General features: G+C 53.4%; 15 protein-coding genes. 4 read left to right on the top strand and 11 right to left on the bottom strand.

The window, feature by feature from the left end:
• Nucleotides 1-14 precede the first annotated feature (14 nt).
• From proW to P0H77_RS16665, 3 genes are all read right to left on the bottom strand, one after another.
• Complete coding sequence (gene proW / locus P0H77_RS16675) at nucleotides 15-1,079, bottom strand: glycine betaine/L-proline ABC transporter permease ProW (protein ID WP_276158310.1); 1,065 nt, start codon at nucleotides 1,077-1,079, stop codon at nucleotides 15-17.
• Nucleotides 1,072-2,274, bottom strand: coding sequence for a glycine betaine/L-proline ABC transporter ATP-binding protein ProV (gene proV / locus P0H77_RS16670; RefSeq protein WP_276158308.1), 1,203 nt, complete (start codon nucleotides 2,272-2,274; stop codon nucleotides 1,072-1,074). Before proV ends, proW begins: the two co-directional genes overlap by 8 nt.
• Before the next feature lie 363 nt (nucleotides 2,275-2,637).
• Nucleotides 2,638-3,645, bottom strand: a complete 1,008-nt coding sequence (locus P0H77_RS16665; RefSeq protein ID WP_276165163.1) for a LacI family DNA-binding transcriptional regulator — start codon at nucleotides 3,643-3,645, stop codon at nucleotides 2,638-2,640.
• Nucleotides 3,646-3,836: 191 nt separating this feature from the next.
• Here P0H77_RS16665 and P0H77_RS16660 point away from each other — a divergent pair, with 191 nt between their 5' ends.
• Nucleotides 3,837-4,931: a cellulase family glycosylhydrolase gene (locus P0H77_RS16660; protein ID WP_276158307.1), complete on the top strand. Its 1,095-nt coding sequence runs from the start codon at nucleotides 3,837-3,839 to the stop codon at nucleotides 4,929-4,931.
• Nucleotides 4,932-4,971: 40 nt separating this feature from the next.
• Here the strand turns inward: P0H77_RS16660 and nrdF are convergent, their stop codons facing one another.
• From nrdF to P0H77_RS16635, 5 genes are all read right to left on the bottom strand, one after another.
• Nucleotides 4,972-5,934: a class 1b ribonucleoside-diphosphate reductase subunit beta gene (gene nrdF / locus P0H77_RS16655; RefSeq protein WP_276158305.1), complete on the bottom strand. Its 963-nt coding sequence runs from the start codon at nucleotides 5,932-5,934 to the stop codon at nucleotides 4,972-4,974.
• A gap of 10 nt (nucleotides 5,935-5,944) precedes the next feature.
• Nucleotides 5,945-8,089, bottom strand: a complete 2,145-nt coding sequence (nrdE, locus tag P0H77_RS16650; RefSeq protein WP_276158303.1) for a class 1b ribonucleoside-diphosphate reductase subunit alpha — start codon at nucleotides 8,087-8,089, stop codon at nucleotides 5,945-5,947.
• Nucleotides 8,062-8,472, bottom strand: coding sequence for a class Ib ribonucleoside-diphosphate reductase assembly flavoprotein NrdI (gene nrdI, locus P0H77_RS16645; RefSeq protein WP_276158301.1), 411 nt, complete (start codon nucleotides 8,470-8,472; stop codon nucleotides 8,062-8,064). The genes nrdE and nrdI overlap by 28 nt, the downstream gene beginning before the upstream one ends.
• Complete coding sequence (nrdH, locus tag P0H77_RS16640; RefSeq protein WP_276158300.1) at nucleotides 8,469-8,729, bottom strand: glutaredoxin-like protein NrdH; 261 nt, start codon at nucleotides 8,727-8,729, stop codon at nucleotides 8,469-8,471. The genes nrdI and nrdH overlap by 4 nt, the downstream gene beginning before the upstream one ends.
• 243 nt (nucleotides 8,730-8,972) lie before the next feature.
• Complete coding sequence (locus P0H77_RS16635; protein WP_276158298.1) at nucleotides 8,973-9,302, bottom strand: DUF883 domain-containing protein; 330 nt, start codon at nucleotides 9,300-9,302, stop codon at nucleotides 8,973-8,975.
• A 162-nt stretch (nucleotides 9,303-9,464) separates the two neighbouring features.
• On the opposite strand from P0H77_RS16635, the gene P0H77_RS16630 reads away from it, so the two are divergent.
• A complete protein-coding gene (locus tag P0H77_RS16630) occupies nucleotides 9,465-9,815 on the top strand; it encodes a DUF2002 family protein (RefSeq protein ID WP_176919544.1) in 351 nt (116 codons plus the stop codon).
• 10 nt (nucleotides 9,816-9,825) lie between these two features.
• Here P0H77_RS16630 and alaE read toward each other — a convergent pair whose 3' ends face one another.
• Both alaE and P0H77_RS16620 read right to left on the bottom strand, forming a co-directional pair.
• Entirely contained in the window at nucleotides 9,826-10,275 is a 450-nt protein-coding gene (gene alaE / locus P0H77_RS16625; protein WP_176919543.1) for an L-alanine exporter AlaE, read from the bottom strand.
• Nucleotides 10,276-10,716: 441 nt separating this feature from the next.
• Nucleotides 10,717-10,896 (bottom strand): hypothetical protein, encoded by a 180-nt coding sequence (locus P0H77_RS16620; protein ID WP_176919542.1) that lies wholly within the window; start codon nucleotides 10,894-10,896, stop codon nucleotides 10,717-10,719.
• 171 nt (nucleotides 10,897-11,067) lie between these two features.
• On the opposite strand from P0H77_RS16620, the gene P0H77_RS16615 reads away from it, so the two are divergent.
• On the top strand, nucleotides 11,068-11,226 hold the full coding sequence (locus P0H77_RS16615; RefSeq protein WP_103678479.1) for a YqaE/Pmp3 family membrane protein: 159 nt from the start codon (nucleotides 11,068-11,070) through the stop codon (nucleotides 11,224-11,226).
• Nucleotides 11,227-11,243: 17 nt separating this feature from the next.
• Here the strand turns inward: P0H77_RS16615 and P0H77_RS16610 are convergent, their stop codons facing one another.
• On the bottom strand, nucleotides 11,244-11,795 hold the full coding sequence (locus tag P0H77_RS16610; protein WP_276158294.1) for a 2-oxo-tetronate isomerase: 552 nt from the start codon (nucleotides 11,793-11,795) through the stop codon (nucleotides 11,244-11,246).
• Nucleotides 11,796-11,997: 202 nt separating this feature from the next.
• Here P0H77_RS16610 and P0H77_RS16605 point away from each other — a divergent pair, with 202 nt between their 5' ends.
• The gene (locus P0H77_RS16605) at nucleotides 11,998-12,393 is read left to right on the top strand and encodes a YdeI family stress tolerance OB fold protein (RefSeq protein WP_276158292.1); all 396 of its coding nucleotides are present in this window, start codon (nucleotides 11,998-12,000) and stop codon (nucleotides 12,391-12,393) included.
• The last annotated feature ends 115 nt before the right edge of the window (nucleotides 12,394-12,508 follow it).

The raw sequence follows: 12,508 nt of genomic DNA, 5'->3' as shown, positions 1-12,508 counted from the left end.
CCGGGCAAGGGTGATTATTTGATGAAGGGACGAGTCACTAATCCCAGCGGGCCAGTCGCGTACCAGCGGCGGTTACCACGGCTGCGGGAATCGCGACCAACGGCCTGAGTAAGGCGGTCAAGAATGATGGCGAGGATCACGATCCCCACGCCGCCAACGGTCGCCAGACCCATATCGAGACGGCCAATGCCGCGCAGTACCATCTGACCCAGACCGCCTACGGCGATCATCGAGGCAATAACCACCATGGAGAGGGCCAGCATCAGCGTCTGGTTCACGCCTGCCATAATGGTGGGCATTGCCAGCGGGAGCTGCACTTTAAACAGCATCTGACGCGGGCTGGCACCAAAGGAGCGCGATGCCTCAATGAGATCCGCCGGCACCTGGTTAATACCCAGGATCGTCAGGCGCACAATCGGCGGCAGGGCGAAGATAATGGTGACCACTACGCCCGGCACGTTACCAATTCCGAACAGCATGACGATAGGCACCAGATAAACGAACGCAGGCGTGGTTTGCATCGCATCCAGCAGCGGACGGATAATTTTCGCCGCGCGCGGACTTCGCGCCAGCCAGATCCCCAGCGGCAGTCCCAGTATCACGCAGAACAGCAGCGCGGTAAGCACCAGCGCCAGGGTGATCATGGCCTGCGACCAGGCGCCAATGGCGCCAATTGCAATCAGGGAGATCAGCGTCGCAACCCCCATGCCGAGGCCGGAAATCTGCCAGGCAATCAGGGTAAAGACGATAATCGCCACCGGCGCAGGCATTCCCAGCAGCAGCTGCTGAAAACCGTTGAGGATATAATCCACCGGCACGCGAATGCCCTGGAATACCGGACGGAAATGGGTCACCACCCAGTCGATCCCCTGCGTCACCCAGCTATCGAGTGGGATCAGCGTCTTATGGAACGGATCCATGATGTTGAAATGTTCTGGTGCTGGCGCGGGCGCGCTGTTAAGCCAGTCGGCGCTTCCACCACCGTCGGCGGGCGCAGCGGGCGCGCCCCAGGCATCAGCGGATTGTGCTGCGTTATCAGCGGCAGGTGCGGTATCCCACGGGTTATTTTGATCAGCCATTGGTAGCCCCCTCGCGATCTAAAGACTGTAGCAACATCCGTTTTGAAATGATGCCAAGGTATTGCTGCTCTTCATCCACTACCGGCACGGCACAGGGTGCCTGGCCCACGTGGGAAAGCAGTTCGCTGAGCGGCGTTTGCGCCTCCACCGCAAGCGGGGAATCGATTAACGCCGCCTCAATGCCCTGCTGCTGGCTGAGCGCCGCTTTCAGGGAATCGATGGAGACAATGCCAACATATTTATTGCCGCGTTCAATCACATAGCCGTATTCGCGATCTTCATCCTGTAATAATTTAAGCGCTGAACGTGGACCGAAGCCCGGCGTTTTACGAATCAATCCTACCGGACTGCGACGAGCAATATCTTTGGCACTGAAGACCTGACTAATATCCACGCCGCGGAAGAAGGTGCGCACATAATCGTTCGCTGGATTATTAAGAATTTCATCCGGCGTACCGACCTGAACCACTTCACCATTTTGCATAATGGCAATGCGGTCGCCGATGCGCATTGCTTCATCGAGATCGTGAGAAATAAAGACCACGGTACGCTGATGCTTCGCCTGCAATTTCACCAGCTCATCCTGCATTTCGGTACGAATTAACGGATCGAGAGCGGAGAACGCTTCGTCCATTAACAGAATATCAGGATTGATGGCTAAGGCGCGGGCCAGACCGACACGCTGACGCATACCGCCGGAGAGTTCATCCGGGTAGCCGTGAGCGTAATTTTCCAGACCGACCTGACGCAGCGCATCCAGCGCTTTTTCCTGTCGCTCCTGCGCAGAAACGCCCGCCAGCTCCATACCAAACGCGGTATTGTCCAGCACGGTCATATGTGGCATCAGCGCAAATGACTGGAACACCATCGCAATTTTCTTCCTGCGCACCTCGCGGAGTTCAGCATCTGAGATTTTGGCGATATCGACGCCGTCAATCAGCACCTGTCCACGGGTGGGTTCAATCAGGCGATTGAGAAGGCGTACCATTGTGGATTTACCCGAGCCGGATAATCCCATGATGACAAATATCTCGCCTTCTTCAATGGCCAGACTCGCGTCTTTAACGCCAAGCGATAGCCCTGTTTTTTCCAGAATTTGCTCTTTCGAAAGTCCTTTCTCGATATATTTGAACGCGCGCTGTGGATGCTCGCCAAATACTTTATATAGATTCTTAACTTCTAATTTAATTGCCATGCAATAAAAAGATTCCCGTTATTTGCTTTTGTCGATTTGCTACCTGTAAGAAATAATCACCGCGGTATACCCTAGCACACTGAGAATCTGTGGCAACCCTCACACTGCCGGTTGGCACGAATATTGCCGCACCAGGATCGGCGGCATTTCCCATGATATAAGGGCTGAGCGGGAATCGAATAAAGTTGATATTTTTTTAAAGCCACAGCAGAAGGGCGTCCTGAATCGGATGATTCTGACGATTGCGCTTCGTACTATTAACCTTAACCTAAATTGAAATATATGTGTGATAAATATGCAATCTTTGGGAAATATCCGGTCAGGAAACTGAGGATATTTCCTGACGAATAATAATGAATATAGCTAACGCTGGGTCGACTGACGTACCCTCAGTTTTCCGGTCATCGTGACCTGGGTGGCAGCATCTTCTCCCTCACAAAGATATTCCACGGCGAGCCGTCCCAGCTCGGCGTAGGGAAGCTGAACGCTGGTTAATGCAGGCGTGAGCTGACCGGTGTAGCGCTGATCGTCATAGCCCGCCACCATGACCTGCTGAGGAACATCGATCTGCAATTCGGCCAGCGCCTGGTAGCAGCCCAGCGCGAGCCAGTCGCTGGCGCAAAAGATGGCGTCTGGCGGCGTTGAACCCTGCATCAGCTGGCGGGTAGCGCACCGGGCTTCATTAAGCTGCCAGTTGGTGCTGATGATAAGCGAAGGATCGAACTCGATTTCTGCCTGCGCCAGCGCCGCCTTATACCCTTCCAGACGATGTTGCGACGCGTCCATCCAGCGATCGCCGGTAATATGGGCAATGCGCCGCGCGCCCTGGGCAATCAGATGCCGGGCGATCTGTAAGGCGTTGGCATAATCGTTCGGCAAAAACGTCGGCACCATCGGGTAGTTTCGATCGTAAACGTTTAGCAGCACCAGCGGGATGCGGGTGCAGTTGTCAAACGGTGAGAAATCAATCGCGCGGGTAACAGGTGACGCAAGGATAATCCCGGCGCAGCGCCGCTGTTCAAGCTGACGGATAATATGGATAGCCAGTTCGCCATCATCACCGTAGTCGTAAAGGGTCAGCAGAGCGTTGTTGCGCCATGCGGCATCCCGGGCCTGATTAAACGCGTCGACAAAGGGATCGTAGCCCGGCATGGCGTTAACCAGGATCGCGATCTCCTCCTGTCCCTCCATCTGATGCGGTGGCGGGATCTTTTTGTACCCCAGCTTTTGCGCAGTGCCGATCACCCGCTGACGGGTTTCCTCGCTGAGCTTAATGCTTTGTGAATTATTGAGGATCAAAGACACCGTCGCCTGCGAGACGCCCGCCTCGCGAGCGATATCGTTCATGGTGATTTTTTCTTTCTTTTTCATCATCTTCGCCATCGGCTATCCGATCTTTTTCCCACTATACCATAGCCTGTCAGGGGATTTATGCCCGCCGCCCTCCACGCGAGGGAATGTGATCATCATAACAACTATCTCACGGCGATCTTGCAGTTCAGGAGGTCAGGTAATATTTATTAGCTAATAAATATTACTCGCAAAGGATAACAGGAGAGTTTATGCGTCAACAATGGAGTAAGGAACTGGCACATCGTTGGTATCAGCAGCAGGGGTGGATGTGCGGATTCAACTATTTGCCGCGGACCGCCGTGAACTGGACGGAACTGTGGCAGGGCGCAACCTTCGATGCGCAAACTATCGCTCAGGAGCTGGGCTGGGCGCGGGATGTGGGTTACAACACGTTACGTATTAACCTGCCGTTTATCGTCTGGCAGCACGACCGGGACGGCCTGATTAGCCGCATCGACGCTTTTTTAGCGATAGCGGCGAAACAGGGCTTTCGTACCATGCTCACCCTGATGGACGACTGCGGGTTTTCCGGCGATGAACCTTATCTCGGGCCGCAAAAAGCGCCGGTGCCCGGCAAGCATAATAGCCAGGCTGCCGCCAGTCCGGGACGCGACAAGGTTTGCGACTATGCTGTGTGGCCGGAAATCGAACGCTACGTGCGTGATATCATCCACACTTTCCGCGAAGATGCGCGCATTATCGTCTGGGATTTGTACAACGAACCGGGTAACCGCGGCACCTTTGCCAGCGGGACTGAAGAGGTGCTGTACGATGAAAAGCTGGAGCATTTTGCCCTGGAATTGATGAGGAAGACCTTTCAGTGGGCGCGAGATGAAGATCCTGTTCAGCCGTTAACCGTAGGGGCCTGGCATGTTTCGCAGGATCCGGAGCAGCCGGATGAGGAAATCTATCAGCACCCTGTCGATTGCGCCGCGCTGGAACTCTCTGATGTGATCAGCTTTCACGCCTATGTCGGCACGGCAAAAATGGTCCGCGCTATCCGTCGCGTGGAGCAATTTGGTCGTCCGCTGTTTTGCACCGAATGGCTGGCCCGTCACGTTGGCAGCACTTTTGAGGCGCAACTGCCGCTTATGCATGGTTGTAACGTGGTGCCGTATCAGTGGGGGCTGGTACGCGGGAAAACGCAAACTTTCATGCCGTGGCCGGTCGTCCTGAGAGAGCAGGGTGATTATGCCCACCTCTGGTTCCACGATGTTTTTGATGAGAACGGGCTACCGTTCCGTAAAGCCGAGCTGGAGCTGGTCTCACACCTGACACGCATTCCGCTTCATCCGCGTGCCTGATCCACCGCCGGGCATGAACAATGCCCGGCAGGATTTATCGTCAGAAATTCCAGTCTTCGTCTTCGGTTTCCACCGCTTTGCCCATCACATAAGAGGAACCTGACCCGGAGAAAAAGTCGTGGTTTTCATCGGCGTTAGGCGAGAGCGCCGCAAGGATAGCCGGGTTGACCTCGGCCATCTCCGGTGGGAATAACGGTTCGTATCCCAGATTCATCAGCGCTTTATTGGCGTTATAGCAGAGGAAGGACTGAACATCCTCTTCCCAGCCGGTATCGGCATACAGATCGTGGGTATAGGCCAGCTCGTTGTCGTAAAGATCCATCAGCAATTCGAGGGCAAAATTCTTCAGCGCCTCACGCTCTTCCGCACTGAGTTTCTCCAGCCCTTTCTGGTACTTGTAGCCGATATAGTAACCGTGGACCGCTTCATCGCGAATGATCAGGCGAATCAGATCGGCGGTGTTGGTCAATTTACCGCGGCTGGAAAAATACATTGGTAGCCAGAAGCCGGAATAGAACAGAAACGATTCCAGAAACACGCTGGCGATTTTTTTCTTCAGCGGCTCGTCGGCGCGATAGCGCTCCAGAATCAGCTGCGCTTTACGCTGTAACGGGGCGTTCTCTTCGCTCCACAGATAGGCGGCATCCACATCTCTGGTCTGGCATAAAGTTGAGAAGATCGAGCTGTAGGAGCGGGCATGCACCGCCTCCATAAAACTGACGTTCGACAGCACCGCCTCTTCATGCGGCGTCAGCGAGTCGGCCATCAGCGCCGGCGCGCCCACCGTGTTCTGAATGGTATCGAGCAGCGTCAGCCCGGTGAAGACGCGAATGGTCAACTGTTGTTCCGCTGCGCTCAGTCCCTGCCAGGCGGGAATGTCATTCGACAGCGGCACCTTTTCCGGCAGCCAGAAGTTGCTGGTCAGACGGTTCCAGACCTCAAGATCTTTATCGTCGTGGATTTTGTTCCAGTTCACGGCGCTTACGCGCGACAGGCGGTTCATCCCTCTCTCCTTACAGCGCGCATGACACGCAGCCTTCTATTTCGGTGCCTTCCAGCGCGAGCTGGCGCAGGCGAATGTAGTACAACGTTTTGATGCCTTTCTTCCACGCGTAAATTTGCGCTTTATTGATATCGCGGGTGGTGGCGGTATCCGGGAAGAACAGCGTTAGCGACAATCCCTGATCGACATGGCGCGTGGCTTCGGCATAGGTATCAATGATTTTCTCCGCGCCGATCTCATAGGCGTCCTGGAACAGGGCCAGATTATCGTTGGTCATAAACGGGGCAGGGTAGTACACGCGCCCGGTTTTTCCTTCCTTGCGAATTTCAATCTTCGACACGATCGGGTGGATGCTGGAGGTCGCATGGTTGATGTAAGAAATTGACCCGGTCGGCGGCACCGCCTGCAAATTCTGGTTATAAATGCCGTAGCGTTTCACCTCCTCGCTCAACTGCTGCCACATCGCGCGGGTGGGTAAGGTAATGCCGGCGCGTGCAAAAAGTGCCGCCACTTTCGCCGTTTTTGGCTGCCAGTCATCCTCAAGATACTGACGGAAATACTCGCCGCTGGCGTAGCGCGACTGCTCAAACCCGGCGAAGCGCTGATTACGTTCGCGGGCAATCATCATGGACGTATTCAGCGCATGCCAGGTAATGGTGTAGAAATAGAGATTAGTGAAATCCAGTCCTTCCGGCGAACCGTAGGCGATCCCTTCCCGTGCCAGGTAGCCGTGCAGGTTCATCTGTCCCAGCCCAATGGCATGCGACTCAGCATTGCCCGCCGCTACCGAGGGAACCGAGCGGATGTGGCTCATGTCGGAGACGGCGGTCAGGCCGCGAACGGCGGCTTCAACGGTACGGCCAAAATCCGGCGAATCCATCGTATGCGCAATATTCAGCGATCCGAGGTTGCAGGAGATATCGTGCCCGGTATGGGCGTAATCGAGATTGTCATCAAACGTGGAGGCGCTGTTGACCTGTAAAATCTCCGAGCACAGATTGCTCATGTTAATGCGCCCGGCAATCGGGTTGGCGCGGTTAACCGTATCTTCAAACATAATGTACGGGTAGCCGGACTCGAACTGGATCTCGGCCAGCGTCTGAAAGAAGTCGCGGGCGTTAATCCAGGTTTTGCGAATTCGCTCGTCGGCGACCATCTCATCATAGAGTTCGCTCACCGCAATATCGCCAAACGGTTTGCCGTAAATGCGTTCCACATCGTAGGGCGAGAACAACGCCATCTGCGCATTCTCTTTCGCCAGACGGAAAGTGACATCCGGGATCACCACGCCAAGCGAAAGGGTTTTGATACGGATTTTTTCGTCGGCATTCTCGCGTTTGGTATCAAGGAAACGCTGAATATCCGGATGGTGCGCGTGCAGATAGACCGCGCCCGCACCCTGACGCGCGCCGAGCTGGTTAGCGTAGGAGAAAGCGTCTTCCAGCATTTTCATCACCGGGATCACCCCGGAAGACTGGTTTTCAATACGTTTAATCGGCGCACCTGCTTCGCGCAGGTTGGAGAGCAGAAACGCCACGCCGCCGCCGCGCTTCGAGAGCTGGAGAGCGGAGTTCACTGCCCGGCCAATCGACTCCATATTGTCTTCAATGCGCAATAAGAAGCAGGAAACCAGTTCGCCGCGCTGCTGCTTGCCGCAGTTGAGAAACGTTGGCGTGGCGGGCTGAAAGCGACCGGACAGCATTTCATCGGTTAGCTGCTGTGCCAGCGCGGTATCGCCCTGGGCCAGCGTCAGCGCCACCATCGTCACCCGATCTTCGAAATGCTCAAGATAGCGTTTGCCGTCGAAGGTTTTCAGCGTATAGCTGGTGTAAAACTTCCACGCGCCGAGGAAGGTCTGAAAACGAAAACCGCTGGCGTGCGCGCGGGCAAATAGATCCACCACGAAGGCGCGGTCGTAACGGGCCAGCACGCTGTCGTCGTAATACCCTTCGCTCACCAGCCAGTCGAGGCGCGCGTCCTGATGCGGGAAAGTGACCGTATTGGGCAGGACATGCGCACTGTAAAAGGCGTCCACGGCCTGACGATCTTTCTCAAACTGGATATGGCCTGCGTTGTCATACAGATTCAGCATGGCGTTTAGCGCATGGTAATCCGGCGCGGCCTGCGTTACGCGTTCTGCGGTTGTCGTTGCCAAAATTCGCTCACTCCTTTTCGCACGTTATCGATATCACGTTGGGTGCCCATCAGCTCAAAACGATAAAGCCAGGGAACGTTGCATTTCTGCGAAACGACATCTCCGGCGCGCCCGTAAGCTTCGCCGAAGTTGCGATTCCCTGAAGCAATCACCCCGCGAATTAGCGCCCGATTATGTTTATCATTTAAAAAGCGGATCACCTGGCGCGGCACTGCGCCTGCCGTTCCGCCGCCGCCGTAGCTCGGCACAATCAAAATGTAGGGTTCATCTACCCGGATGCGTTCGCGCTCGTTCAGCGGAATACGTACCGCGGGCAATCCCAGCCGCTCGATAAAACGCAGCGTGTTTTCCGAGCTGCTGGAGAAGAAGACGAGCGTACTCACGCGCGGGCGGCAACGGGCGCAGCGCTGAGGCGATTGATCATATCCGGGCGGAAGCAAGACCAGCTGGTTTCACCGGCGATGACCACCGGCAGCTGGCGATAGCCCTGGGCACGCAGCGTCTCAATTTCATCCGGCTCAACATCCAGGTTAACCATCTCAAACGCCAGTCCGCGACTTTCCATCGCACGTTTGGTGGCGTGGCATTGAACGCAATCATTTCGGGTGTAAATAATAATACGCATGATTCGTATTTCCATTTAGAATGAGAGTGGCGGCGCGGATATCGCGTCGGAGTCGTGTTGCTTCATAAGATGAGATACTAGATGTAGATAACTAAAAGTTCAACCATACAAGATATAGTATTTTTAGATAAGTTTTGCCTGGCAGATGAACGTAGCGTGGGAAGGCGCGCCGTGGCTGACGCAGAGCGGAGCAGGGGGGAAAAAAGAAAACCCCCCGCCGGGCGACCAGCAGGGGTTCTGATTAAAACAGGGGATGAATTAGCGGCGGCGCAGGCTCAATAGTGCGCCAAAGAAAATCCCGACGGCGGCGGCTGTACCGACGCTGCACCAGGGTTTTTCACGCAGAAACGTTCCTGCGCAACCTACGGCGTCACGCGTTGCCTGGCCCACACGGGTACGGCCGTTGGCACGTGCACGCGTTTCTTTTAACAGCGCTTTCGCTTTACGGCGCGCTTCTTCTGCTTCGCCTTTGGCATCACTGCCCCAGGACTTTAATACGGATTCAAGGCTATCCGCTAATTGATTAACGTCATTCTGGATATCCTGAACGCCATCATCTACATCGTTACGGTTCGGTCGATTAAACATGGGATCCTCCATTGATTTCGATGTGTTTTTAAGTGTAGACCACCTTTTTTGACCCGGAAATTAAACGCAGCGCTAAAAACTCTTTTATGGACTTTTCTGAAAGCGGTGCTAATGCTGAATACGTTAAGGTGGCGATGCAGTAAAAGATAACGAGGATAAAATATGTATTTACGACCCGATGAGGTGGCGCGCGTTCTTGAAAGAATGGGATTCACAATGGATGTAGTCACGCAGAAGACTTACGGTTATCAGCGTGGGGAGGACTACGTATATGTTAATCGCGAAGCGCGGATGGGAAGAACGGCGCTGATTGTCCATCCGACCCTGAAAGAACGGTGCATGACGCTTGCGGATCCGGCCTCGGATATAAAAACCTGCGATCACTATCAGCACTTCCCGCTTTATCTGGGAGGCCACCGCGAGGAACATTACGGCATTCCTCACGGCTTCAGTTCACGGATGGCACTTGAGCGTTTTGTTAAAGGTGTATTCGGCGAGTACCAGCCGGGTTAATGCTGTTCCCTCAGGCTTTTGCCTGCTGGCATGCCGTGACGCGAAAGAGACGGCGGCAGTAGTCCAGAAAGTAGCCATAGACCGCCCCCATCAACATGGAAATCACAATATTCGAGCTGACGGCCGCCACAATTTGCGGCCAGCCCGCGCCCACGGTCAACAAAATCGCAATATAGACCGGTGACTGAAACGTCACATACGCCACCACATCCGCCAGATTCTTAATCCATCCCGCCGGGCTAATGCGGCGCGCCACGCGCATAATCGCATCGCGATAAAAACCGTAAGGCCACGCAATAATAATGTTAACCGGGATTGCCACCAGACGCGATGAAAGCGACTGTTCAAACGTCATTCCGGAGAGGAATATCTCGATCAGCATATTAACAATGGAGCAGTAGACCACCATTGCAAACGTGTCAGCCATCGCGTGACGCAGACGGGACTGCGCAGAGAACATCGTTGTGCTCCTGAAGAAAAAGGAAGTAGGGGATTAGCGGGAATAGCCGCTTCATTCGATGTGTATAGATTATATGACTGCTTATAAACTCACAACTAGATGAATATTTTTATTTACTTAATTTTTATGGATAAATTGCTTTGTGGTTGTCTGTTTTTTACGCGTTTCGTTATTTTCGTTGCTGTTGTGTTTTTATTATTTTTAAATCAATGAGTTAGGATTGGTGAGGGTTTTGGTGCATTTTAGACAGTCTGCGTCACTTCACATTTTTCAGTAGAGTATCGGGAGTAACGTCATTACGCGGGCGGTAAAGCATTTTTTATAGGATAAAAACGCGTTTAGCAGAGGATAATGCTGAAAACATGAGAGGGTTATTATGCGGTTAAAATGAATGGAAATGCATATTTGCGCTGCGGCGAGGTATAGCCTCACCGCCTGCGATCAACAAACGCCAAAATCGCCATCTTCGGCGTAGAGCACCACGTCAGCGGCCTTGAGCGTGACTTTATTGCCCTGCTCGTCATTTGCCGGAACGGCAACAATCTGATCGGCATTTACCTCAATAATTTTTAACTTTGGGCCGCCAATGCGCGGCTGCACGATATCGCCCGTTGAGAACATACTTACTCTCCTGTTGATGTGGTTCATTGTTCAAAACATTAGCATAGTAACGTCAGGAAGGTAAAAGAGGGTAAAAAGGCGGGGCGCAACCTCCACCGTTGACTACACTGTTTACGCTTAGAGAGAAAATCTCTTTTTTTACAATAGCCTGCTTTTTATACGGAGTTTTTTATGGGTTTCTGGCGCGTAGTAATTACGATCATTCTTCCCCCTTTGGGAGTACTTATTGGTAAAGGCTTCGGCTGGGCGTTTCTGCTGAATATTATTCTGACGCTGCTGGGTTATATTCCCGGACTTATTCATGCTTTCTGGGTACAGACGCGCAATTAATATAAAGCCTCAGGGGATTACTCTGAGGCTTCAGTCTCTTCTTCCAGAAAGTGCAGCACGCGGGCGAGGGCAAACTGTACCGCCTGCTTAATCACGTCTTCAGGCTCACCGCTAAACTGCCGGGATTCGCTTATCACCGGCTGCTCAAGCACAGACCATGCAAACCAGACAACGCCGGCGGGTGTCCCGTCCGGACCATCATCCGGGCCCGCATAACCGCTGACCGCAACGGACAGTGGTTCACCTGAGACCTCTCTTGCACCCCGCGCCATCTCTTCCACGGTCTGACGACTAACGGCGGTATACTCCGCCAGCGTTCGGGGATGCACGTGCAGTAATCGGCTTTTCGCCTCATCCGTAAAGGTGACAAATCCGCAGCCGTAAAAATCAGGGGTGTCTTTTGCCGCGCACAGCGTGGTGGCAATTTGCCCGCCGGTACAGGACTCCGCGGTCGTCAGGCGTAAATTTTTTTGCGTAAGGAGACTGCCCAGACGGTCGGCAATCTGTTCTACAGAGAGCGGGGAATGATTGTGTTGCTCAGTGGCTGACGGGTTTATGGAATTATTCATTACGACCTTCAGGGTTACGGTTAACGTCCATTAATCACTACGCTACCACGTAATATAGCTAAATTTCCCGCACAGACAGAGAAATAAGCGCGAGGCATTGTGTACTTTCATCAGTATATTAGCGGCAATAACCCGGCGAATTTGCAGGAACGTAAGATGACTGCCATGCTTATAGCTGACCTGAATAACCGGAGAGGCACAGATGAATAAGACAGCGCTTTTCATTCTTCTTGGCTCATTGCTAAGTATGGGCGTACACGCTGAAGAAAAAGGTGGCCTGAAACCGGGGGATGCTCCGCCGCCGCCGCATGCGATGGATGACGGATATCGTGGGGTTGAGGATGCACGCATCTCAACCATCGAAAAAGCGAAGGCGATGCACGATGGCGCATCAGTCTCATTTCGCGGTAACCTGGTGAAAAAAACCGGTGACGACCGCTTCCTGTTCCGCGACAAAACCGGTGAAATCACGGTGCAAATTCCACCGAGCGTCTTTAACGATCGTGAGGTTAAACCAGATCATCTGCTCACCCTGAGCGGTAGTCTGGATAAAAAGCAGGATCCGCCTTTGGTGCGCATCAGTCATTTAGAAAAATAGGATCACAAATTTTGCAGTAGAGATATCCTCTGCTGCAAAATACTATCTATTTAAATTTATGCCCCAAAATATATTATTTATCGGAATTAACTGATGAATTAATTTAACTATCGGC

Source organism: Superficieibacter sp. HKU1 (assembly GCF_029319185.1).
In the GTDB taxonomy this organism is placed as follows: domain Bacteria; phylum Pseudomonadota; class Gammaproteobacteria; order Enterobacterales; family Enterobacteriaceae; genus Superficieibacter.
Note: the sequence above shows the minus strand (reverse complement) of the source record. Positions and strands in the feature narration are given on the sequence as shown.